This window comes from Rhodococcus sp. AD45-ID (assembly GCF_003023755.1).
Classification (GTDB): domain Bacteria; phylum Actinomycetota; class Actinomycetes; order Mycobacteriales; family Mycobacteriaceae; genus Rhodococcus_F; species Rhodococcus_F globerula.
On the sequence record NZ_PYHL01000003.1, the window covers coordinates 273,806 to 297,417 of the forward strand.

General features: G+C 60.3%; 18 protein-coding genes. 14 read left to right on the forward strand and 4 right to left on the reverse strand.

Annotation, left to right across the window (positions count from 1 at the left end; genetic code table 11):
* Window positions 1-97: 97 nt before the first annotated feature.
* On the forward strand, window positions 98-3,373 hold the full coding sequence (locus C7T36_RS25370; RefSeq protein WP_045068569.1) for a protein kinase: 3,276 nt from the start codon (window positions 98-100) through the stop codon (window positions 3,371-3,373).
* 97 nt (window positions 3,374-3,470) lie between these two features.
* Here C7T36_RS25370 and C7T36_RS25375 read toward each other — a convergent pair whose 3' ends face one another.
* The 4 genes from C7T36_RS25375 to C7T36_RS25390 all read right to left on the reverse strand — a co-directional run bounded on the left by C7T36_RS25375 (window position 3,471) and on the right by C7T36_RS25390 (window position 8,887).
* Complete coding sequence (locus tag C7T36_RS25375; protein ID WP_239654763.1) at window positions 3,471-5,054, reverse strand: MFS transporter; 1,584 nt, start codon at window positions 5,052-5,054, stop codon at window positions 3,471-3,473.
* Window positions 5,055-5,088: 34 nt separating this feature from the next.
* Window positions 5,089-6,492 (reverse strand): dihydrolipoyl dehydrogenase, encoded by a 1,404-nt coding sequence (gene lpdA, locus C7T36_RS25380; RefSeq protein ID WP_033235567.1) that lies wholly within the window; start codon window positions 6,490-6,492, stop codon window positions 5,089-5,091.
* Window positions 6,493-6,518: 26 nt separating this feature from the next.
* Window positions 6,519-8,015 carry an MFS transporter gene (locus tag C7T36_RS25385; protein WP_239654764.1) on the reverse strand — a complete coding sequence of 499 codons (1,497 nt, stop codon included), beginning with the start codon at window positions 8,013-8,015 and terminating at the stop codon, window positions 6,519-6,521.
* Window positions 8,016-8,251: 236 nt separating this feature from the next.
* On the reverse strand, window positions 8,252-8,887 hold the full coding sequence (locus tag C7T36_RS25390; protein WP_045068575.1) for a TetR/AcrR family transcriptional regulator: 636 nt from the start codon (window positions 8,885-8,887) through the stop codon (window positions 8,252-8,254).
* A 236-nt stretch (window positions 8,888-9,123) separates the two neighbouring features.
* Between C7T36_RS25390 and C7T36_RS25395 the strand changes: the two genes are divergently transcribed.
* The 13 genes from C7T36_RS25395 to C7T36_RS25455 all read left to right on the forward strand — a co-directional run bounded on the left by C7T36_RS25395 (window position 9,124) and on the right by C7T36_RS25455 (window position 23,588).
* Entirely contained in the window at window positions 9,124-10,107 is a 984-nt protein-coding gene (locus C7T36_RS25395; protein ID WP_045069660.1) for a thiamine pyrophosphate-dependent dehydrogenase E1 component subunit alpha, read from the forward strand.
* Complete coding sequence (locus C7T36_RS25400; protein WP_007735418.1) at window positions 10,104-11,126, forward strand: alpha-ketoacid dehydrogenase subunit beta; 1,023 nt, start codon at window positions 10,104-10,106, stop codon at window positions 11,124-11,126. Before C7T36_RS25395 ends, C7T36_RS25400 begins: the two co-directional genes overlap by 4 nt.
* 25 nt (window positions 11,127-11,151) lie before the next feature.
* Window positions 11,152-12,465 (forward strand): dihydrolipoamide acetyltransferase family protein, encoded by a 1,314-nt coding sequence (locus C7T36_RS25405; protein WP_045068579.1) that lies wholly within the window; start codon window positions 11,152-11,154, stop codon window positions 12,463-12,465.
* A 25-nt stretch (window positions 12,466-12,490) separates the two neighbouring features.
* Entirely contained in the window at window positions 12,491-13,588 is a 1,098-nt protein-coding gene (locus tag C7T36_RS25410; protein WP_045068582.1) for an alcohol dehydrogenase catalytic domain-containing protein, read from the forward strand.
* 25 nt (window positions 13,589-13,613) lie between these two features.
* Window positions 13,614-14,651, forward strand: coding sequence for a phosphotransferase family protein (locus tag C7T36_RS25415; protein WP_045068584.1), 1,038 nt, complete (start codon window positions 13,614-13,616; stop codon window positions 14,649-14,651).
* 72 nt (window positions 14,652-14,723) lie between these two features.
* The gene (locus C7T36_RS25420; RefSeq protein ID WP_045068587.1) at window positions 14,724-15,935 is read left to right on the forward strand and encodes an acyl-CoA dehydrogenase family protein; all 1,212 of its coding nucleotides are present in this window, start codon (window positions 14,724-14,726) and stop codon (window positions 15,933-15,935) included.
* A gap of 49 nt (window positions 15,936-15,984) precedes the next feature.
* Window positions 15,985-17,031 carry a phosphotransferase family protein gene (locus C7T36_RS30830; protein ID WP_045068589.1) on the forward strand — a complete coding sequence of 349 codons (1,047 nt, stop codon included), beginning with the start codon at window positions 15,985-15,987 and terminating at the stop codon, window positions 17,029-17,031.
* 31 nt (window positions 17,032-17,062) lie between these two features.
* Window positions 17,063-18,034, forward strand: coding sequence for a lipoyl synthase (lipA, locus tag C7T36_RS25430; protein WP_045068592.1), 972 nt, complete (start codon window positions 17,063-17,065; stop codon window positions 18,032-18,034).
* Between the two features lie 109 nt (window positions 18,035-18,143).
* Window positions 18,144-20,072: a molecular chaperone HtpG gene (gene htpG, locus C7T36_RS25435; RefSeq protein WP_045068594.1), complete on the forward strand. Its 1,929-nt coding sequence runs from the start codon at window positions 18,144-18,146 to the stop codon at window positions 20,070-20,072.
* Window positions 20,073-20,227: 155 nt separating this feature from the next.
* Window positions 20,228-20,767 (forward strand): DinB family protein, encoded by a 540-nt coding sequence (locus C7T36_RS25440; protein WP_045069662.1) that lies wholly within the window; start codon window positions 20,228-20,230, stop codon window positions 20,765-20,767.
* 49 nt (window positions 20,768-20,816) lie between these two features.
* The gene (locus tag C7T36_RS25445) at window positions 20,817-22,430 is read left to right on the forward strand and encodes an FAD-binding oxidoreductase (protein WP_375129425.1); all 1,614 of its coding nucleotides are present in this window, start codon (window positions 20,817-20,819) and stop codon (window positions 22,428-22,430) included.
* Window positions 22,427-23,344: a diacylglycerol kinase gene (locus C7T36_RS25450; protein WP_084702907.1), complete on the forward strand. Its 918-nt coding sequence runs from the start codon at window positions 22,427-22,429 to the stop codon at window positions 23,342-23,344. Before C7T36_RS25445 ends, C7T36_RS25450 begins: the two co-directional genes overlap by 4 nt.
* A 31-nt stretch (window positions 23,345-23,375) precedes the next feature.
* On the forward strand, window positions 23,376-23,588 hold the full coding sequence (locus tag C7T36_RS25455) for a hypothetical protein (protein WP_045068600.1): 213 nt from the start codon (window positions 23,376-23,378) through the stop codon (window positions 23,586-23,588).
* The last annotated feature ends 24 nt before the right edge of the window (window positions 23,589-23,612 follow it).

The following is a 23,612-nucleotide window of genomic DNA, read 5'->3' on the forward strand; positions in this document are numbered from 1 at the left end:
AAAGTGCGCCGCGTTGACGGCCGGGCCCGTGTGGGCACATTATCGAGAGGTAACGCGACGGTGCATCATCGACGATGCCGCGGAATCGAAGTAGCACATGGACGAGAACGATCCACTCCAAACGCGTCGTGACGTGCTTCCGTTCATTTCGGATGAGCTGCGAGAGGCGGGATTCGACGATGCCCGTGAGATCGGGCGCGGCGGCTTCGGTGTGGTGTACCGCTGCACGCAGGCCGGGCTGGACCGCACGGTGGCCGTGAAGGTCCTTACCGCCGACCTCGACGAGGAGAATCGGGCGCGCTTCTTTCGGGAACAGCGAGCAATGGGGCGACTGACCGGGCATCCGAATATCGTGGGTGTCCTGCAGGTTGGAACCACCGATACCGGTCGCCCCTATCTGGTGATGCCCTACCACCGTCAAGGGTCCGTCGACACCAAGATTCGCGAGAACGGGCCGCTCGACCTGGAGGAAGTCCTGCGGCTCGGGGTGAAGATGGCGGGGGCGCTCGAGACCGCGCACCGACTCGGCATTCTGCATCGCGACGTCAAGCCTGCCAATATTCTGCTCACCGACTACGGTGAACCGGCCCTGACGGACTTCGGAATCGCACACATTGCAGACGGTTTCAAGACCGCGACCGGCACTGTCACGGGCTCGCCCGCGTTTACTGCCCCGGAGGTTCTCGGTGGTGAACCGCCAAGTCCGGCCTCGGATGTGTACGGGCTCGGGGCCACTCTGTTCAGCGCCCTTACCGGGCACGCGGCATTCGAGCGCCGCAGCGGCGAGCAGGTTGTTGCCCAGTTCCTACGGATCACCGCGCAGCCAGTTCCCGACATGCGCGAGCACGGCTTCCCCGACGACGTATGTGCCGTCATAGAGAAGGCAATGTCCCGCGATCCAGGGGACCGTCCTTCTACGTCGGTGCTCGGTGAGAATCTTAGGGAGTTGCAGGTCCGCCGCGGTTTGCCGGTCGATGAGATGGCGCTACGCGCCGCCCCAGGGGCCGACCCACGGGATCCGCAGCCGCCGTCGGCGCGATGGCATCCACCCGCATCTCCGGTGGCTCGGAAAGCCGATAGAAATCTGCCGCTGGAGCTGACGAGCTTCGTCGGTCGTCGCACCGAGCTGGCCGAGGTGAAGAATCTGCTGTCGGTGTCCCGGCTGGTGACGTTGACGGGGATCGGTGGTGTCGGTAAGACGCGTCTCGCGTTGCGGGTCGCGAGCAATGTTCAGCGGGATTTCGCCGATGGCGTGTGGCTGGTCGAGCTGGGCGAGTTGCACGACGAGTCGCTTGTGGTCGGCGCGGTGGCCGCAGAACTCGGTGTGCGCGACCAGTCGTCGCGGCCGTTGTCGGAGATTTTGGTGGAGTTCCTGGCCACTCGGACATTGCTACTGGTTCTCGACAACTGCGAGCAGGTGATCGATGCGGTGGCGGCGTTGGCCGAAGTGCTGCTGCGCGCGTGCCCGCAGCTGCGGATTCTGACGACTTCGCGCGAGCCCCTGGGCATCGGCGGGGAATCGGTATTGCGAGTGTCCCCGTTGGCGGTCCCCGACCCGGATCGGGAGCCGTCGCTGCGGGGCTTGCCCCGGTACGACGCGTTGACGTTGTTCTCCGAACGTGCGGCCGCTGCGGTGCGCGGCTTCGAAATCACGGAGGAGAACAAGGCGACGGTAGCCCGGATCTGCCAGCGTCTGGAAGGGCTGCCGCTGGCGATCGAGCTGGCGGCTGCCAGACTGCGGGCAATGTCGCCCGAGCAGATCCTGCAGCGGCTGGACGATCGTTACACGCTCCTGACCAGTGGCAGCCGGGGCGCGCCGACGCGTCAGCAGACCTTGCGATGGAGTATCGACTGGAGCTACGACTTGTGTACGCCCGGCGAGCAGCATCTCTGGGGCAGGTTGTCGGTGTTCGCGGGAAGTTTCGAACTCGACGCGGCGGAGGAGATATGTCGTGGCGACCTGACACCCGAGGGGCTGCTCGACACGTTGGGGTCGCTGGTGGACAAGTCGATCCTGATCCGGGAGGAATCGGACACAGTGGTCCACTTCCGATTGCTCGAGACTCTCCGTGACTACGGCCGGGAGAAGATTGTCGAGGCCGGCGAGTACGAGGTGCTGCGTCGTCGGCACCGGGACTGGTACCAGCAGTTGGCGCTCGACGCGGCAGCCGGATGGATCAGTCCCCGGCAACTCGAGTTGATTGATCGGCTAGACCGGGAAGTTCCGAATATGCGGGAAGCGCTCGAGTATTGCCTCTCCGACAACGACGACGGAGTCGCCGCCGGACTGAGTATGTCCACCGCGCTTTATCACTTCTCGCTGACTCGCGGTCTGTACACCGAGTCGCGGCATTGGCTCGATACTTTCCTGGCCCGCGACGCCGGAAAGCCCACGGTGGAACGCATTTGGGCGATACACGCAGACAGCCTCCTGGCAGTGGTGCAGGGCGATCTTTTGGCAGCAACCGCGTTGGTGGAGGAGGGGCACGCTCTTGCCGAGCACCTCACCGACCCCCTTATTCACGGACTCCTCGACCAGTTGGACGGGATGCTGGCGCTTTATCGCGATGATCTTCCCCGCGCATCCTCGGGGCTGGAGAGCGCACTCGAGGTGTTCGACACCCGTGGTGACCTCACACTTCAGGTGGGCGTGCTGCAGATACTCGGGTTGGTGTACGAGCTGCTCGGTGAAACGAAGCGGTCTGTTGGCTGTTACGAAAAAGCGCTCGCGATCTGCGAATCTCACGGGGAATCGGTCTATCGGTCGTACACCCTGTGGGCCATGGCTGTCGCAGTGTGGCGGCAGGGTGATCAAGATCGTGCCGTGGCGTTGCTCGGGCAGGCGTTGCAGCTCACCGAGCAGGTGAACGATCCACTCACCTGCTCGGCATGTCTGGAGGTGTTGGCCTGGATTGCCGCCGCGGAACCGGATCCTCGACGCGCCGCCGTGCTGATGGGAGCAGCAGAGGAGTTGGGTCACTCCGTTGGCAGCATTACGATCGTCTTTCCCTCCCTGCAGCCTTACCATGAGGAAAGTGCAGCGACGACGCGGCGTGCATTGGGAGAGAAGGCATTCGGGACGGCACGTCGTCAGGGTCGACTCATGAGCATGAATGAGGCGGTCGCATTTGCGCTCGGCCGGCAACCTGTGGATACAACGCCCACCGGGTCGTCGGTGGTGCTGACCAAGCGTGAGCGTGAGGTTGCCGAACTCGTCGCCCAGGGACTGACGAACAAACAGATTGCTGCCAAATTGGTGATCTCGCTCCGCACCGCCCAGGGCCATGTGGAGCACATTCTCACCAAACTCGGATTCAACTCGCGGGCGCAGATCGCGGCGTGGGTTGTCGAGAAGTCGAGCGGGCAGGCATGACTTCGTGCTCGCTCAGTGTGATTCCGCTACCACATCGCTCCGCCACGGATGAATTCGAAATCGGTTATGTGGGGGAGGAACTGGCGGAGCGCCAGGATCAATGAAGAGGTGTCGATACCTCGGTCGTTCGACCTCGTCGGATTCCTATCGAGACGAACACTCCCACGAGGGAAACGAGGGCACCCACCCACATGGTGGTGTGTAGTCCGTGCATGAATGCGACCTCTGTTGCAGATTGCAGTACGTGCGACGTTGCCGGATCGTCACCCGTCACAGTCGGTGCGGTTCCCTGGGCGACTGCCCGAACAGCCTCGTCCGAGATCTGATCGGCAGTACTATTCGGAATATTGTTGTCTACCAATGTTTCGTGGAACTTCTGTGCAGTTACCGATGCCATTACGGCTCCGAGTACCGCGGTCCCGAGGATGCCGCCGACTTGAAGTGAGGTCTGATGGACACCTGCGGCGGGACCGGCGTCGGCGACGTCCGCATTCCCGAGGATTGCTTGAACTGATGCTGTCATCACAAACCCGATTCCCAGGCCCAGTACCACAAACGGGATTGCCAGGGAGAGGTAGCTTCCGTGTGGTTCGATCGTAGTGAATAGCATGAATCCCGCTGCGCTGAGCAACATTCCCACAAACAGCGGTGGACGGGCGCCGTACCGTTTGATGATCCAACCGCAACTGCTCGAAGCTGCAACATTCGCGACACTCATCGGGAGAATGTGGAGTCCGGCAGTCATAGGGGAGTCGCCGTTGATCTGTTGCAGGAACAAGAGAATGAAGAACAGTGATCCGACAAGCGCAAAGAAGGAGATGATCGTAAGGATAACTCCGAGTGTGATTGATCGGTCAGCGAAGAGGCGAAGCGGTACAAGGGGATCCGGTGCTCGCCTCTCGATCTCGACGAAGAATAAACCAGCGAGAATGCCACCGACGAGCCAGCCGATGACATGCCAATCAGCCCAACCGCTTTCGGGGGCTTTGATAAGGCCGTAGGTTACGGCGAGGAGTGAACCCGTAAGCATGATCGACCCCAGGATGTCGAACTTCGCACTCCGTATTTTCTTGCTGGTGGGGAGGAGAAACAATCCCGCAGCAAGAGATATCGCCGCCACCGGGACGTTGATCAAGAACGCCCATCGCCAACTGGTGTGTTCGATCAGCAATCCGCCGATCAGAGGGCCTGCGGCGGAGGAGGCGCCGATCAGTGAGGCGAACACCGCAAGTGCCTTCGGAAGTGTTGCTTCGGAGAAGAGTGACCGAAGCAATGCCAGGGCGTTGGTGACGATCAGTGCGCCGAAAACTCCCTGACCGAGTCTGGAGAATATTACCATCTCGACGCTGTGCGCCAAGGCAATTCCGGCCGATGCGACCCCGAAGCCGACGATTCCTGAAAGGAACACGGATCGTCGCCCGAAGCGATCGCCCAACTTGCCCGCGAGAACGAGTGTTGCCGCCATCGCGAGTAGATAGATGTTGGTAATCCATTGCAATCCAGAGAGACTCGCTCCCAGATCGACGACAAGAACTGGATTGGCCACTGCCGTTATCGTTCCGTCGAGCGAAACGATGAGAACACCGAGAGCGATCGCAGTCATGGCGACCCAGGGATTGGACTCTCGGGGTGGATCGGTGACTGTGTATGTGTCGATTTCGGTGCTGCCAGTAGCTGTCACTGAGGTCTACTACTTTCTGATCGATCGGAGTTCTTCAGAAGTTGATCATGTGGCCGGCGAGGCCGTGGATCGCTTCCTGCAGCGCCTCACTGAGCGTGGGGTGCGTGTGGACGTTGCGTGCCAACTCGTTGACCGTGAGGTCCCACTTCTGGGCCAGGGTCAGCTCGGGCAGCAGTTCCGAGACGTCCGGTCCGATGAGGTGTCCACCGAGCAGTTCGCCGTGTGTGGTGTCGGCGATCAGCTTGACGAAACCGGTCGGGTCACCGAGACCGTGTGCCTTGCCGTTGGCTGCGAACGGGAAGTTCGCGACCTTGATGTCGTAGCCCTCGGCCTTGGCCTGCTCTTCGGTCAACCCGAAGGACGCGACCTGCGGCTGGCAGAACGTCGCACGCGGCATCATCCGGTAGTCGCCGAGCGTCTGCGTGTCTGCGCCGCCGATGGTCTCGGCAGCAACGACGGCCTGCGCCTCCGCGACGTGTGCGAGCTGCAGCTTGGCGGTCACGTCACCGATGGCGAAGATGTTCTCGACGTTGGTGCGCATGTAGTCGTCGATCGCGATGGCGCCGCGGTCGGTGAGGGCGACACCGGTGTTCTCGAGGCCGAAGCCCTCCACGCGCGGTGCGAAGCCGACGGACTGCAGAACCTTGTCCACGACCACGGTTTCGATCTCGCCGGACTTGTTGTCCTTGATCGAAACGCTGACCTTGCTGCCGTCGTCACTGATGGACTGGACAGCGGCGCCGGTCTTGATGGTGACGCCGAGCTTCTTGTACTGCTTCGCGATTTCCTTCGAGACGTCGGCGTCCTCGTTGGGCAGTGCCCGGTCGAGGAACTCCACGATCGTCACGTCGACGCCGTAGTTCTTGAGGACGTAACCGAACTCCATGCCGATGGCGCCGGCGCCGACGATGAGGATCGAGCCCGGCAGGTCGCGGGTGAGGATCTGCTCTTCGTAGGTCACCACGTTCTCGCTCAGCGAGGTGCCCGGCAGCAGCTTGGTGTAGGAACCGGTGGCGATGATCGCGTTGTCGAACGTGATCGTCTCGGTGCCTCCCTTGCTGAGCTCGACGTTGATGGTGTTGGCGTCGGCGAACGTGCCTTTGCCGTCGAATTCGGCGATCTTGTTCTTCTTCATCAAGAAGTGGATGCCCTTGACTCGCCCGTCGGCAACCTTGCGGCTGCGATCGAAGGCGGAGCCGAAATCGAAGGACACGTCTCCGGACATGCCGAACGTCTTCGCTTCTTTTGTGAAGATGTGCGCGAGTTCGGCATTGCGGAGAAGCGCCTTGGACGGGATGCAGCCCACGTTCAGGCACACACCGCCCCAGTACTTCTGCTCGATGATGGCAGTGCTCAGGCCCAGTTGTGCCGCGCGGATAGCAGCGACGTACCCACCGGGGCCGGCTCCGAGGACAACGACGTCATAGTGTGAGGTCACGGTAATTCTCAGGTAGTCGATTCAGATCAGGTCAGTGCTTCCACCGACTGGGGCTTTCGGCCATGGGGCATGAGGAGAGTTGCGGCGAGTCCGACTATCGCCAGACCTGCTGCCACGAAATAGACTGTTGTGTAGCCAATTCCGGCGTAAATAGGTGTTCCGTCGGCAACCGTTGCAATGTTCAGGGCGAGGATGGCAAATCCAATCTGTACAGCGACCGCGCTGCCGACGGATCCCACCACATTGACCGTCGACGCTGTGACGGCCTGCAGTCGGACCGGCGCGGCTGCGATCACGAGGTTGGGGATTGCCGCACTGATCAGACCGGCGCCGAATGCGTATACCAGGTATCCCAACAGTATTGGCCAGAATTCCTTGTGGGAGAGAGCGAGTGACACAGAGCCGATCGCCATCAAGGCGAAGCCGATCCAGTTCGGCAGGCGTGCGCCCCGACGTTCTGCGATTATGCCGACAAGCAGCCCCATTGCGACGGTAGCCACGCCTGCCGGTGTGGTCAACCGCGCCATGTAGCTTGCGCTTTCACCCAACCCGTAGGTAACGCCGAGGGCGATGGGTGTCTGAACGATGAAAGACAACAGGACGAATTGGAGAACGATGACGGCCTGGCCGGTAAATTGCGCGACAAGTGTCGTCACGACAGCGCGACCACGCAGCACTGCAATGTCAATCAGTGGGTTCTCGATTCGCTTTTCGTATCGAGCCCATCCGATGAAAATTGCCACCGCGGCGATGGCGCAGAGAAGTGTCTTCCACGACGTCCAGCCCCACGTTCCGCCTTCGCCGATGCCGTACAGGAGGAGTGCGATCGAGAGCCCGAGCAGGATCCCACCAATCCAGTCGATGGACGTTTTCACTCGGATCGGGGACTCGGGAACGACGAGCATTACCAAGGCTCCCAGGAGTATCGGGAAGAGTGCCAAGGCGAAGAACACTCCGCGGAATCCGAAATTGTCGATCAAAACTCCGGCGATGACTGGGCCGGTGATCGTGGTGACACCGATTCCGGCGGTTGTCATGCTGACCGCCATCGCCAGCATCCGCTTCGGGAAGATGTCGCGCATCAGTGAGTAGGTTATCGGCACGATTGCCAGGCCGAGCCCTTCAACGGTTCGACCGACCAGCACCACGGAAAAGGTCGGCGCGATTGCGACGATCAACGAGCCTGCTGCCATGCAGGCGGTTGCGATCAGAAGCCATTTCTTCTTGCCGTCCCGATCTGCGAGCTTGCCGATCAACGGTGCGCTGATCGCGCCGGAGAGCGTGAACAGTGTTGATACCCAAGCGATGTTCGAGGTCTCGAATGAACCGGCCATGCTGGGGAGTGCGGGCGTCACCAGATTGAACGCGTATGCGACTTCTTCGGACAGGAGACAGAGGATCAGGAGGATTCCGATCCAGCCGGCGGTTGATCGATTACCCACGCCCTCTATGGCGAGAGTGGGGTTGTCGGAGGAAGGCTCCGATGGAGTCGAGGAAGGATTATCCGTGGATGGAGCGGTCATCGTGGCTCCTGCATCTTTCTGACGGGAAGACGGGGCAGTGAGCGGGACAGTCGGCGCGGCGAGTGTGCAGACTCACTGAAGCATGTTTGTGATGTGAGGCACAGTAAAATGGATCGAGTGATTCTGTCAAGTGATCCACTAAAAATGAACTCACAATTCGCCACACGATGAGCGGTCATTGCAATCTGCGCGAGTGACGAATTCGCGGCTCTACCTGGGAAAATCCATCCGCAAAGCTAGGTCTGGGCTGGATGCATGAGCGATTCGAGTCCGCCCGCGACAAAATCCGCGAGTGTGTCGAATCGGCCATTGGATAGTGCGCGAGATCCCTCGATGCTTGCGTCCGACCATCGTGCCGCCATCACGATCAGCGTGTTCACGGTGAGTGACCAATTCAGTTCGATCGCAGTCTCGTCGGCTGAGGGGTAGGCGCGTTCGAGTAGTTTGCGCAGCAGCTCTGCTGTGTCGTCCTTGACTGGGAAGAGTCGGGGGTCGTTGGCGAGGCTGAGTTGGCCGCAAATAGTCAGCCACCGAACACCTTTGTCGGGTGCCTGATCGAGGAACTGGCGATACGGCAGTGCCAAGAGATCAACGATCTGCCTCGCTGTCGGGATGGTGTCGGAATCGACCATGTCCTTGGCCAGGCGATGAATGTGTGCGAGTACTTCGGCACCGGAGTCGAGGAGAACGGCGTCGAGGATCGCGTCCTTGGATCCGAAATGATAGTGCGCGGACGCAGCTCCCAATCCGGCTTCGGCATTGATCGCTCGAATCGAGACAGCCTCGACTCCCTGTGCTGCGAACAGCTTTGCCGCTGAGTCGATTAGGGCGCGGCGAGTTGCTGCGCCGTCGCGTGGACTGGATCGTGGCATTTCCGCAACCTTTCGGTTTGTTGACCCCATCATATCGCGATGTCTCGGCTTGATTTCCGGCGTTCTGACGCGCCGATTTCGGAGCGAGTTTCGTTCGATAGAGAGAATGCACTTGATTGAATCACTTGATCCACATATGGTGATGTGACAGCAGCCACACGATTGGCGCAATCGATGCCGTGTTGTCAATGACGCGAACCTCGTACTTGCGTACCGAACCGCAGAAGGAGATCGGAATGGCCACGCACACAAGCGAACAGCTGACCGAAGTATTGGAGCCGGAGTCATTCGGCCCACGGTTGGCGGTCGATATTTTTACCGTCATGGCCCGTGCGCGTGCGATCGAGGATGCCGTGCAGATTCACATCCGAGACCACGGATTTGCCGGATTCTGGCATCCGGGCAAAGGGCAGGAAGGTGCTGTCGCCGGAGCGGTCGCAGCGATGCGAGACGACGACTATCTCTTCTATCAGGGGCGGGGAGCCACGTGGCCGCTTGCCAAAGGGATGGCGATGGGGCCGATCATCGGTGACCTGCTTGGAAAGGTGACAGGTTCTACCGGTGGAAAGGGCGCCGGCGTTCCTCACTGGGCAGATCCGGCGCTGGGAATCATGGGGGAGGGTGCGACGCTGGGTTCGGTGTATCCGGTGGCAGCAGGCGCGGCATTGTCGGCGCAAATGAGAGGCACTGGGCAAGTTGCGCTGGCGGACTTCGGCGACGGGACGGCGGCACGTGGCACCTTCCATGAAACTCTGCTCGAGGCATCGCGGTGGAAACTACCGCTGGTCTACTTCTGTGAGAACAATGGAATCTCGGTAACCACCCCATTTGAATCTGTGAGTCCGACACGCACTATCGCCGAACGCGCGACTGCATACGGGATTCCAGGAGTTCGCGTCGATGGTCATGACGCCGTCGCTGTCTACCATGCGACAAAGGCTGCGATTGATCGAGCGCGCGATGGTCAGGGGCCGTCGTTGATCGAGGCAGTCGTCACCCGCGTCGGCGGACACTGGGAAGGCGACGCGCAGAAGTATCGCCCGGAAGACTTCCTGTCGACGTACCGAGATCCGTTGGACATCATGCGTTCTCGACTCGATGCTGCGCTGGCCGACCAGATCGTCGCCGCAGCACGTGCGGAAGTTGCCGAAGCGCTCGCCGAGGCAGAAGCCGCTCCTTTGCCTGACCCCTCCGTTATCTTGAAGGACGTTTTTGCATGACTATCACTGACGACACGTCTGTCAACCGCACGGCTCCGGAAACTACGGTGCAAAGCTACGAGGCCGCACAGGGTGCGGCGATTGCCGAAGAGATGCGCCGTGACCCCTCGGTGTTTCTCATGGGGCAGGACATCGCATCGGGTGGATTCTTCGGCGGAACCCGAGGCCTGGTAGAGGAATTCGGCCTGGACAGGATCCGAAACACCGGAATCACCGAAGCATTCATGGTGGGTGCAGCTGCCGGCGCCGCCATGACCGGAATGCGTCCGATCGTACAGTTGGGGTTTGCCGACTTCAGTTTGATCGCCGGCGACGAGATCTTTCAGAAGCTGGGTAAGTGGCGTCATATGCACGGTGGTCAATTCGAACTTCCCGCTGTGATCATTATGCCGATCGGGCCGAGCGGTGGTGCAGGACCCGAACATTCGGGTTCGATGGAGATGCTACCGATGCATTTTCCGGGACTCAAAGCAGTTGTCCCGTCCAATCCTGCCAACGCGAAAGCCCTACTCAAGGCCGCAATCCGGGACCCAAATCCTGTTCTGTACTACCCGAGCAAGCAGCTCAACTTCAAACGGGGTGAGGTATTCACCGATCCCGAGTACGTAATGCCCTTGGGTAAAGCATCGATTCCACGGCGTGGCGACACAGTGACCGTCATCAGCTATGGATGTATGGTGCCTCGCTCGCTCGAAGCAGCACTCGTGCTGGCTGCGGAGGGTATCGAACTCGAGGTCGTTGACCTGCAGACGCTGGTTCCGCTGGACCACGACACGATCATCGCGTCGGTGATGCGGACCGGGCGGGCGATGATCGTTCACGAGGCGCCGAGAACCGCTGGTCCTGGCGCCGAGATCGCTGCGCTCATCCAGGAGCGTTGCTTCTACTGGCTCCACGCTCCGATCGCGCGTCTCGGTTCTGTGGATGCGCCTATTCCGGCGAGTCGGTTCCTCGAAGATCATTGCTTCCCAAGTGTTTCCGACATCATCGAGACAGCCCGTCACCTGGTTCGCGACTAATTACTCGACTACGAGGACATTCACCATGCTCACACTATTCGACGTCCACATGCCCCACATGGGGTCGGTGGAATTCGCGTTGCTCACCGAATGGCTGCTCAAGCCCGGGGACAGGGTCGCCGAGGGCGATCCGCTTTGTGAGGTGTCGACCGACAAAGTCGACACCGAAGTTGACTCGCCAACTTCGGGAATCCTCATCAGTTACGTTGCCGCAGTGGATCAGGAGGTTCCTGTCGGGGACGTCATTGCTCGATTTGCCTCACTCGACTCCGACCCGGTAGCCGTCGCGCAAGCCATTGCCGGTGAAGATGCAGCCGGTGAAGATGTCGCGCCGGCGGCGCCGGCATCGGATCCGATCGCGCGTCCGTCCCCGATTTCCCCGGATCGGGCTCTCGCGAGCGAGGCCGCGGCAGTCGTCGCCGAGGGTTCTCGCCCACCCAACGATTCACTGGTGTTGGCTGCATCGTGGTTCTCTCCGGTCAACCGTCCGCCCGAAGGAAGTCGACGCCTCCGCCTCGATTCGGGCTCGACTGATACGTCGCTGGAGAGCAGGAGCGAATTCTTGCCGGGAGCCACGGATCGAGTACCGGAAGATGCTGACACCGTGGCGATTCCAGCCGGATACGAGGCGGTGACCTACACGGCTATCGAACACACTCGCCTGCGTAGGGCAATCGCCAAGAATCTGACGGAATCGTGGAATACGGCTCCTCAATTGACGGCGCAGGTTGATGTCGATTTCACTGCGGTCTCAGTAGCCCGAGCGAAGATCAACCGTGAGAGATCAGCTCGAGGTGAAGGGAAACTCAGTTTCCTTCCCTTTGTCGGTCACGCACTGTGCCGGGCGCTCGCAGACCACCCGGATGCCAATGCCACGTTCACGGACAAGCACCTCGTGCGATGGAACACTGTCAACCTGGGAATTGCCGTGGACACTCCTGACGGACTCATCGTCCCCGTCATACGTGATGCGCAGAATCTCGAACTGGAGGCACTGTCGGACGCAATAGTCGCGACCAGTAGTGCGATACTCTCGGGTTCCGCGCAGCCGGAGGATCTTTCGGGCGGAACAATTACGATCAGCAACTCGGGAAGTGTCGGCGGCGTGGTCTCGACTCCGATCCTGACTCGTCCGCAAGTTGCCTCGATCGGTCTACCAGCCATCGTGCGTACCCCCGTCGCGCGAAAGAGCGTCGACGGTGAATCCGAGCTCCTCACCATCAGGCCCATTGCACGACTCGGATTGACCTTCGACCACAGGGCATTCGACGGCGCCGAAGCCTTGCGCACGCTGATGTCCGTACAGAAATATCTCGAACAATGGCCGACAAAATCGTAGGCACTTCGCGACGTGAGGACATCAGATGAGGGCAGCAGTGCTTCGAGGCGGAGACGTCATACTTGCCGACATTCCGGAGCCGTCACCGGGACCGAATCAGCTTCTGGTGGAGCCGCTAGCCACCGGGATCTGCGGCAGCGACCTGTCGGCCTGGCAGCACACCGATGATTTCCTCGCTGCGCATCGTGAGGCGGACGTACCGGGAGCGCTGTTCGATCCGGCACACGATCTGGTATTCGGACACGAGTTCACTGCAACGGTGACCGAGGTGGGAACCGGAGTGGTCGACTACGCAGTCGGTGACCGTCTGGTGGTTCTGCCGTGGGTCGTTGACGACGATGGATTGACTCATACAGTCGGATACTGCAATTCGAAGCCCGGAGGGCTGGCTGAAAGGGTTGTTATCCAGGCTGGTGGGCACCTGCACATCCCTCCGGACGTGGATCCGGTTACCGCTGCAGTGACCGAACCTCTCGCTACTGGTGTCAACGCCGTGCTGCGTTCACGGATCGTTGCCGGCGCCGCCGCGGTGGTGACCGGTTGCGGGCCTGTGGGACTCGGCGCAGTCATCGAGTTGGCAGAACGCGGCATCCACCCCATCGTCGTATCCGACCCTTCGGAACTTCGACGAACTGTGGCTTTGGCGTACGGGGCCGACGTGGCAGTCGATCCGAGGCACTCGGATCCCCTGAGCACACTTGCAGGAATGATTCCGGCAGATACCGAAGTATTTGTCTTCGAAGCATCCGGAGCGCGGAATCTACTGGGTTCCTTGATGTCTGTCGTTCCACCGTTCACACGCATTGTGATTGTCGGATCGGCAATGCAGCACGAGTCGATTCGACCGGTGATCGGGATTCTCAAGAATGTGAGTCTGGAATTCGTGGGTGGTCCGGGGCGCGGAGAACCTACGTACCAAGCGTTTTCCCGAACTTTCGAACATATCGTGGAACGTCGTTTCGATCCGGGATTGATGGTCACGGGCTTTGCCGGGCTGGATGCGGTGAGTGAGGTGTTCTCTGCGCTGCGCCCGGCCGCGGGTGACGAGATAGAGCACGTGAAGGTTTTGGTTCGGCCCGACCTGCCCGCCGGTGCGGGTGTGGTGCGTTGTGTCGTCGAGTAACGGACTATGGGATGAGGACGTTGTCATGAATGAGGTTGAATCAATAGCGGAGAGCGAGCAGTTCAACGCCGACTTGGTTCGGTCCAGGCTGATAGCGATGGGCGAGTTGGGTACGGGCGAGGAACTGACTGTGCGATTACTGGCAGGCGGTCGATCCAACCTGACGTTCGAGTTGGCGAGTAAGTCGAGAAGATGGATTCTGCGTCGTCCGCCGATCGGTCACCGTCTGGAGACTGCTCACGACATGGGTCGGGAAGTGACCGTTCAGCGAGCCCTCGCGGAAAGTGCTGTCCCAGTTCCGCGGATCGTGTTCTCCGAGGAGTTCGACGCGACATCGGGTGGAAGCTTCTACGTCATGGACAAGATCGAAGGTCAGGTGTTGCGAACCGATGACGACTTCGCTTCCGTGGACGAGGGCAATCGCTCCGAGTTGGCGCATCGCTACGTCGATTGCCTGGCTGCACTGCACACGCAAGACTTTCGTAGCCTGGGTTTGTCTGGTTTCGGTAAGCCGGAGGGATACCTCGAGCGCCAGGTGAGGCGATGGAGCAAGCAGTTGGCGTCGTCGAAGTCCCGCGATCTTCCGATGTTGGAAAAACTAGGGGCGCGGGTCGCGTCGTCGATTCCGGGGCAGTCTGCAACCTCGATCGTTCACGGCGACTTTCGATTCGACAACATGATTGTTCGGTTAGGTGCCCCGTCGGACATCGTCGGAGTGCTGGATTGGGAGATGTCAACACTGGGTGATCCGTTGACAGACTTGGGTTTAGTCCATCTGTTCTGGTCGGGATGGGCGGGTATCGATAATCCGATTGCCGGGACGCCTTCTGCGCATGAGGGTTTCCCCTCGTTCGACGACCTTGTCGAAAGATATTCCCTAAGCACTGGGTTCGATATCGATGCGCTGCAGTGGTATTCGGGCTTTGCATTCTACAAGATGGCAGTGATTCTGGAAGGCATCCATCTTCGCTTCGTCAATGGGGAAACAGTCGGCGACGGTTTCGAGGACATCGGCTCGATGGTCGTTCCTTTGGCAGAGCGCGGGCTTTCGGCACTTGCGTAGCCGAAAATTGTTGTGAAACAGTAATTTCTGATCTCGGTCGTACTCGGCCCACGAAGGGTAAAGGTGTGTGACATGGACTTCGAGTTCGACGCGAAGACTATTGATTTGAAGGAACGCGCGTCGGCATTCATGGACGAGTTCGTTTTTCCTGCAGAGCATTTCTTCCACGACAACCCGGAAGTAGGGGATCGGCAGTGGGAGCGTCCGGCGGTGATGGCGGATCTGAAGAAGCAGGCGAAGGCGAGTGGGTTGTGGAATTTGTTTCTTCCGCACGATCCGCGCGGTGCGGGACTGTCCAATCTGCAGTACGCACCATTGGCCGAGGTGACGGGTTGGAGTCCTGAGGTTGCGCCGGAAGCGTTCAACTGCAACCCGCCCGATACCGGGAACATGGAGTTGCTGACGCTGTTCGGGACTGATGCGCAGAAACATCGGTGGCTCGATCCGTTGTTGAACGGTGACATCAGGTCGGCGTATTGCATGACGGAGCCGGACGTGTCGTCGTCTGATCCCGCGAACTTGACCTGCTCAATCACTGATGAGGGTGATTGTTGGAGGATCAATGGACGTAAGTGGTGGTCGACCGGCGCGATGAGCAGCGATTGTGCGTTGTTGATCGTTATGGGGGTGTCGGATCCTGATGCGGATCCGCGGTCGCGCCACAGTTTGGTTCTGATTCCGCGTGAGACTCCCGGTGTGCGTATTGTCCGGGGGCTGAAGATGTTCGGCTTCACTCACGGTGCCCATGGCGGTCACGCGGAGGTGCATTTCGAGGACGTGCTTGTTCCCAAGGACCACATGCTCGGCGAGCGTGGTCGAGGACAGGCGCTGGCGCAGGCGAGGCTCGGTCCAGGGCGGATTCATCACTGCATGCGCATGATCGGGATGGCGGAGCGTGCGATCGAGTTGATGTGTCGTCGGGCGAACGAGCGTGAGGCTTTCGGTAAGTCGTTAGCGGATCAGGGGATTATTCAGCATTGGATCGCGCAGTCCCGGGTAAAGATCGATCAGTTGCGGTTGTTCGTTCTGCGGACTGCCTGGTTGATCGACACAGTTGGGGCGCGCGAGGCGCGTACGGAAATTTCGGCTATCAAGGTGGCTGCCCCGGATGCTGTGGGCTGGGTGATCGACAAGGCAATTCAAGTGCATGGCGCCGGCGGAATGACGCAGGACTATCCGCTGGCGATGTTGTGGGCGCAGGCTCGGACTATGCGTTTCATCGACGGCGCCGACGAGGTCCATCGCATGGTTGTCGCGTCACGAGAATTGCGCCTTCATCGATAGCGGTGCGGGCTTCACGACGAAATGAATCGATGCCGAATGGGGATGACTGGTGGCAAGGCAACTCCCATTCGATATCGGTGAGGTTCGACTGCGTCTGATCGACTGCGGGGAGTTGGATCAGTACGCACGATTCAGTGCAAACGAGGTTTCCAGCTCACCCCCTGGTCAGACGTATTCCTTGACCAGCGATGAAGGAGCTTGGATCCTTCGCTGTCCGTCGAGCGGTGACCGCGGCTTTGGAACACAGGGAATTCGAGCAGAGGCAACTGCACTGCACACACTCGAGATGAGCGGCATTCCGGTACCTCTCCTTGTCTACTTGGACGAAGCTTCCGGATTGCTCGTCTCTCGACGGGTGCGGGGGGCCTCGCTGCGGACTGATATTCAATTAGCAGACGTCGAGATCGGCGCGAGAATCCTGGTAGCGAACGCATTTGCCGACACGCTTGCCAGGATTCATTCGCTCGAGTTCGGCATCGGCGGCGTTAGTTCTGTCCTTTGGGCGTGCCGGGACCTGCGCAACTATGTGTCCGAGATCGGATTGAGGCTCGCTCGGTACGAATTGAGTGTGAGACCCGCGTTGAATGCCCTCCTGGATTCTCTTGCGCGATCGGTGCCGGCACCACGGAAGCCGTGCTTGCTCCATGGCGAATATCGTCTAGATCGTACGATTTTCGACCTCGATGACTCCCCAGTATTGCGTGCGGTGACAGATTGGCGTCGAGTCGGTTTTGGTGACCCGCTATTGGATATCGGAATCGCCTACGTTTTCTGGGCGGGATTGAGAGGGATTCCCAGTGTTGTATCGGGTTGCCCCTCAGTTCATTTCGGATACCCTGCATTCGAAGGGTTGCTGTCTCGGTATCGACGGGCAGTCAACTTCGACGTCGATACACGCGTTTTGCCATGGTTCTACTCCGTGGGGTTTCTCGAGGTTGCGGCGCGTGTACTCGAACTGTGCGAACAGAGAAGCGAATGGCTCTCGAGCACAAATAGATTCGATGACGTATCGGCCTTGGTGCAACCATTGATCACCCGCGCAATTGCAGCCTTGGAAGGCAGTCATCTTGCCGCATCCTATGCACTCTCGCGATGACACAGATCCTACGAATGTTTGGAGGAAAGTCGTGACGCACGACGGTCGAACCCTCGGGGAGGGACGTAAGCTGCTCCGCCTCGAGATCCGAAACGCGGAGACACCCATCGAACGCAAACCCAACTGGATCAAGACCCGCGCAAAAATGGGCCCCGAGTACTCGGAGCTCAAGGGCCTGGTCAAGCGCGAAGGTTTGCACACCGTCTGCGAAGAAGCAGGCTGCCCCAACATCTACGAATGCTGGGAAGACCGCGAAGCCACCTTCCTCATCGGCGGCGAGCAGTGCACCCGCCGCTGCGACTTCTGCCAGATCGACACCGGCAAGCCCGACGCCCTCGACCGCGACGAACCCCGCCGCGTCGCCGAAAGCGTTCACGCCATGGGACTTCGATACTCCACGATCACCGGCGTCGCCCGCGACGACCTCCCCGACGGCGGCGCCTGGCTCTACGCCGAAACCGTCCGCAAGATCCACGAACTCAACCCGGGCACCGGCGTCGAGAACCTGGTTCCCGACTTCAACGGCAAACCCGAACTTCTCGACGAGGTCTTCGCCTCCCGCCCCGAGGTACTCGCGCACAACCTCGAGACCGTCCCCCGCATCTTCAAGCGGATCCGCCCAGCTTTCCGGTACCAGCGCAGCCTCGACGTCATCACCGCCGCCCGCGAATACGGACTGGTCACCAAGTCCAACCTCATCCTCGGCATGGGCGAAACCCCCGAAGAGGTCACCGAAGCGATGGCCGATCTGCACGCTGCCGGTTGCGACATCCTCACCATCACCCAGTACCTGCGTCCCTCACCGCGGCACCACCCCGTCGAGCGGTGGGTCAAGCCCGAAGAGTTCGTCGAGCACTCCAAGGCTGCAGAAGAGATGGGTTTCGCCGGCGTCATGGCCGGACCGCTCGTTCGCTCGTCGTACCGCGCCGGACGCCTGTACGCGCAGGCCATGGCCCATCACGGCCGCGAACTCCCCGAAGTGTCTGCTGTGCGTGGTTATTGATCGCAGATTGTTTGCAGAGGTACACCTAGTGATTCGCATGGCCTGATCCCGGGCATCCGAGGTCAAGTAAAATCCCTGTGACCAGTAACGAGAAGAGAAGGGGATCGAAGTGACCGCGCATACCGAGCAGCTCGAGTTCCAAGCAGAAACACGTCAGCTGCTGGATTTGATGGTTCATTCAATCTATTCGAACAAGGACAGTTTCCTTCGTGAGTTGATCTCCAACGCTTCGGACGCGCTGGACAAACTCCGTCTCGAGGCATACCAGGACAAAGACCTCAACGTCGATGTCTCCGATCTCCACATCGAGATCGACATCGACAAGGACGCACGCACGCTCACGATCCGCGACAACGGCATTGGTATGTCGCGTGACGAGGTCGTCGACCTGATCGGCACGCTCGCGAAGTCCGGCACCGCCGAGGTCCGTCGCAAGCTCAAGGAAGCAAAGGATGCCGCAGCTTCCGAGGAACTGATCGGCCAGTTCGGTATCGGTTTCTACTCCACGTTCATGGTCGCGGACAAGGTGACGCTGCTGACCCGCCGCGCCGGTGAAGACCACGCGACGCGCTGGGAGTCGACTGGCGAAGGCACGTACACGCTCGAGCATGTGAACGAGGCGCCGCAGGGCAGCTCCGTGACACTGCATCTGATGCCCGAGGATTCCGAGAACGGCCTGCACGACTACACGTCGGAATGGAAGATCAAGGAACTGGTCAAGAAGTACTCCGACTTCATCGCGTGGCCCATCCGCATGGATGTCGCTCGCACGTCGACGCCGGCCGAGGGTGAAGAGCCCGAGGTCACCATCGAGACCGAGACCATCAACTCGATGAAGGCTCTGTGGACTCGCTCCAAGGACGACGTGTCCGAGGAGGAGTACAAGGAGTTCTACAAGCACGTCAGCCATGCGTGGGACGAGCCGCTCGAGGTCATCCCGATGAAGGCCGAAGGTACTTTTGAATACCAAGCGCTGCTGTTCATTCCGTCGACGGCGCCGTTCGATCTCTTCATGCGTGAGCGCAAGGCCGGCATCCATCTGTACGTCAAGCGCGTCTTCATCATGGACGACTGCGAAGAGTTGGTGCCCGACTACCTGCGTTTCGTCAAGGGTGTTGTTGACGCACAAGACCTCTCGCTCAACGTCTCTCGAGAAATTCTGCAGCAAGACCGTCAGATTTCGGCGATCCGTCGTCGACTGACCAAGAAGGTCCTCTCGACGATCAAGGACATGAAGGCAAACGAGCCCGAAAAGTACTCGACCTTCTGGACCGAATTCGGCCGCGCGCTCAAAGAAGGCCTGATGGCCGATGCCGACAACCGTAAGACGTTGCTCGACATCTCATCTTTCGCCTCGACCAACAGTGAAGACGGCGTGACCACTCTCGCCGAGTACGTCGAGCGCATGAAGGACGGTCAGGAACAGATCTACTTCATGACCGGCGAATCTCGCCACCTCATCGAAAGCTCCCCGCACATGGAGGCTTTCAAGGCCAAGGGCCTCGAGGTTCTGGTTCTCACCGATCCGGTCGACGAGATGTGGGTCGACGCTGTTTCGGACTTCGACGGCAAGACCTTCCAGTCGATCGCCAAGGGTGAGGTCGACCTCGACACCGAGGACGAGAAGAAGGCAGCCGAGGCTGAACGTGAGGAGAAGGAAAAGGAATTCGGTGCGCTGCTGACGTGGCTGACCGAAACCTTGTCAGACGACATCAAGGAGACGCGACTCTCGACGCGACTCACCACGTCGGCTGCCTGCATCGTCGGCGACGCATTCAGTATGTCGCCGACGCTCGAGAAGATGTACCGGGCGTCGGGTCAGCCGGTTCCGCACAGTAAGCGGATCCTCGAACTCAACCCGTCGCATCCTCTCGTAACGGGTCTGCGCGATGCGCAGGCGGCAGATGGTTCTGCTGAAAACCTTACGGAGACAGCGCAATTGTTGTACGGGATGGCATTGCTCGCCGAGGGTGGCGAGTTGAGCGATCCGGCCCACTTCACGCGCCTGCTGGCTGACCGTTTGGCTCGCACCGTCTGATCTTCGTTCCAGTTCGGTTGAACTCCCGGCATCCGCCTTCATCGGCGGATGTCGGGAGTTTTTTTGTGGAGAAGTTCTAATGAGGACCGTTTCTGTCCGCAATGGGTTCTACCGTTGTTTTCACAGGCAAGATCCCACAAACAAAGGACGAACCGATGAACGCATCGACCAGCACCCTCACAGGCGAGCGCGCGGACCTTATCCAGACCTTGCGCGAGCATCGCGGGTTTCTGCTTGTCACTGTTCGGGGCTTGACCGACGAACAGGCAGCGTCGCGGCCCACCGTGAGTGAACTGTGCCTCGGCGGATTGATCAAGCATGTGGCCCACACCGAGCGGGGATGTGTGGATTTCATCCTGGAAGGCCCATCCGGTATGGGTGGGGATGTTGATCCGGCGAAATTCACGCCGGAGATGCTTCAGGCGCGCGTGGACGAGTTTGCCATGGTGGGAGACGAGACCTTGGCCGGCATTGTGGCCGAATATGAGCAGATCGCGGCGAGGACGGATGAGTTGGTGGCATCCTTGGACAGTCTCGACATCTCGCATCCGCTGCCGTCTGCGCCGTGGTTCGAGCCTGGTGCGCGCTGGTCGGCCCGGCGTACGCTGCTCCACATCATTGCCGAGACTGCCCAGCATGCAGGCCATGCGGACATACTTCGCGAAGCGATCGACGGTTCCAAGACAATGGGATGATCGACCCACCTATGTTTACACATCACACTGATGTGTAACACTGGTAGGCATGAGTACCGAGAAATCTGCCTTGCAACCGCCGATGCAATGGGACGCGTGGGGCGATCCAGCGAAGAAGCGTGAGCTGTCGGACGCGGTCGTAGCTTTGCTGACCGGATTTCTTGGTGTATCGGCCCCGAAGCAATCCCGACTGGCCATTGGGGACGTGCGAGTGACGCCGTCCGCTCTGTCTCAGGCGCACGTCGACGCGCTGGCTGACGTGGTCGGCGCGGAGTACATAACTACCGAGGATTCGGATCGGATTCTTCGAGCCGGTGGCAAGAGCACCCCGGACTTGTTGCGCCGCCGAAGCACCGAGCCCCAGGACGCGCCGGATGCAGTAGTCACACCCGGCACGGACGCCGAGGTGGAGCAGGTTCTGCGGTACTGCGGGGCCAACAAGATTGCCGTAGTGCCGTTCGGCGGCGGTACCAGCGTCGTCGGCGGATTGGATCCCATCCGGGACGGGTTCGACGCGGTACTTTCTCTTGATCTTCGACGGTTCGATCAGCTTGTCTCACTGGACGAGGAATCCGGCATCGCCACGTTCGGCGGCGGAACAACGGGACCGCGCGCCGAGGAATTACTGCACGAGCACGGCTTCTCCGTCGGACACTTCCCGCAAAGTTTCCTCTTTGCCACGCTCGGTGGTTTCGCGGCGACGCGTTCCTCGGGACAGGCGTCGGCCGGTTACGGACGTTTCGAGGATATGGTCCAGGGTCTCACTGTGGTCACTCCGAGTGGTGTGCTCGAGACCGGTAGAGCGCCGGCATCGGCCGCGGGTCCTGATCTCGGGGAACTGTTTGTCGGCTCCGAGGGTACTTTCGGCGTCATTACGCATGTGCGAGTGCGGGTTCACCGACTTCCGGAGACGACGGTTCGGGAGGGATGGAGTTTCCCCGACTTCGCTACCGGCGCAGCAGCATTGCGCGAGCTCGTCCAGGAAGGGTCAGCGCCGACAGTGCTGCGGTTGTCGGACGAAGCCGAGAGCGGGGTGAACCTGGCGACCACCGACAAGATCGGCGAAAATGCCTTCACGGGTGGCTGCCTCGGCATCACCACCTATGAAGGCACGGCCTCGCATACCGCAGAGCGAATGGCAGAAGCCCGCGCAATTCTCACCGCGCACGGCGGAACGTCTCTCGGCGCTGAGCCTGGAAACAGTTGGGAACACGGACGGTTCGATGCACCGTATTTGCGTGACGCACTGCTCGACGTCGGCGCGCTGTGCGAAACTCTCGAGACGGCAACGACGTGGGGCAATCTTGCGAACCTGCGCTCGTCGGTAACAGAGGCATTGACCAAGGCATTGGTCGAGCAGGGCACCCAGCCGCTTGTGATGTGCCATATTTCGCACACGTACAAGACCGGTGCATCCCTGTACTTCACCGTGGTGTGCGCTCAGACCGAAGATCCGATTGCTCAGTGGCATAAGGCCAAGACAGCAGCCGGCGACGCCATCATCGCTGCCGGTGGCACGATTACTCATCATCACGCTGTCGGTGCGGACCATCGGCCGTGGATGAAGGACGAAATCGGTGAATTGGGCGCGAATATTCTTCGCGCAGTAAAGAATGCAGTGGACCCCGCCGGCATCCTCAATCCTGGAAAGCTGATTCCTTGAGCCAAACCCGCAGTCAGATCGAGAAGGTAACCGTCCTGATCAATCCGATGGCGGGACATGGGCATGCGCCCACAGCCGGCCGCAAAGGTGTTGCGCGACTGCGTGAACGTGGAGTTGCCGTCACCGAGATCATCGGCACTGATGCTGACGACGCCAAGAAATTGGCGCGTCGGGCGATCGAAGACGGTACCGACGCTCTCGTGGTGGTCGGTGGAGACGGTGCCATCAGCATCGGGCTGCAAGCGGCGGCGCTGACCGACACGCCGATCGGACTCATTCCGGCGGGCACGGGAAATGATCACGCCCGCGAATTCGGTATTCCCACAGGTGATCCCGAAGCTGCCGCTGACGTGATTGCCAACGGAATCGTGCAGCAGTCAGACCTCGCGAAGATCACGCTGGCCGACGGGTCCGTTGTGTGGTCCGGCACGATCATCGCCAGTGGCTTCGACTCGTTGGTCAGCGAGCGCGCGAACAAGATGACCTGGCCCAAGGGGCGAATGCGCTACAACCTGGCGATGCTTGCCGAACTGGCGAAGATGCGGCCGCTGCCGTACCGGATCGAACTCGACGACGAGGTGATCACCGTGGACGCGACGCTCGTGGCAGTCGGTAACGGGCGATCCTACGGCGGCGGCATGCTCATTACGCCTGGTGCATCCAAGACCGACGGTTTGCTGGATCTGACTGTTGTCGGGCATGGTTCACGGCTGCGTCTGGTGCGCCTCTTTCCGCGGGTCTACAAGGGAACGCACATCCATCTGGACGCGGTGTCGACGTACCGATCCAAGAAGGTCCGGCTCATCTCCGAGGGCATCATCGCTTACGCCGACGGTGACCGAGTGGGGCCGCTACCGATCACGATCGAAGCAGTGCCGGAGGCTCTGAGGATTCTGAGCGCTGAACCTGTGTAACCGAAAGGGGTTTGCCGTCCCGGCGCAGGCGGTGGTGTCAGACTTCCCCGATGAACGAATAGTCGAAGTCGGTGAACCGCCGCACTGCGTGACGTCGGAACAGGTGGCGGATCTGGCCGAGGAGGTTCGATCATTGGCTACGCGGGCGCACGGCGTCGATCTCACGTCCGTCGACACTGATGCGCTACGCCGCGAATTGGCGTCGAGGAGTGCTCTGCCGCGGCGCTCTCCGTCGGAGAACTGATTCGCTGGGCAGATAACAATAGAC

Excerpts from the sequence above, each read along its gene's own strand:
- C7T36_RS25385 (WP_239654764.1), bottom strand. The coding sequence starts at position 8,015 with ATGACCGCTCCATCCACGGATAATCCTTCCTCGACTCCATCGGAGCCT.
- C7T36_RS25445 (WP_375129425.1), top strand. The coding sequence starts at position 20,817 with ATGAGTACCGAGAAATCTGCCTTGCAACCGCCGATGCAATGGGACGCG.
- C7T36_RS25440 (WP_045069662.1), top strand. The coding sequence starts at position 20,228 with ATGAACGCATCGACCAGCACCCTCACAGGCGAGCGCGCGGACCTTATC.
- C7T36_RS25390 (WP_045068575.1), bottom strand. The coding sequence starts at position 8,887 with ATGCCACGATCCAGTCCACGCGACGGCGCAGCAACTCGCCGCGCCCTA.
- C7T36_RS25410 (WP_045068582.1), top strand. The coding sequence starts at position 12,491 with ATGAGGGCAGCAGTGCTTCGAGGCGGAGACGTCATACTTGCCGACATT.
- C7T36_RS25370 (WP_045068569.1), top strand. The coding sequence starts at position 98 with ATGGACGAGAACGATCCACTCCAAACGCGTCGTGACGTGCTTCCGTTC.
- C7T36_RS25415 (WP_045068584.1), top strand. The coding sequence starts at position 13,614 with ATGAATGAGGTTGAATCAATAGCGGAGAGCGAGCAGTTCAACGCCGAC.
- C7T36_RS25420 (WP_045068587.1), top strand. The coding sequence starts at position 14,724 with ATGGACTTCGAGTTCGACGCGAAGACTATTGATTTGAAGGAACGCGCG.
- C7T36_RS25395 (WP_045069660.1), top strand. The coding sequence starts at position 9,124 with ATGGCCACGCACACAAGCGAACAGCTGACCGAAGTATTGGAGCCGGAG.
- C7T36_RS25405 (WP_045068579.1), top strand. The coding sequence starts at position 11,152 with ATGCTCACACTATTCGACGTCCACATGCCCCACATGGGGTCGGTGGAA.
- C7T36_RS25400 (WP_007735418.1), top strand. The coding sequence starts at position 10,104 with ATGACTATCACTGACGACACGTCTGTCAACCGCACGGCTCCGGAAACT.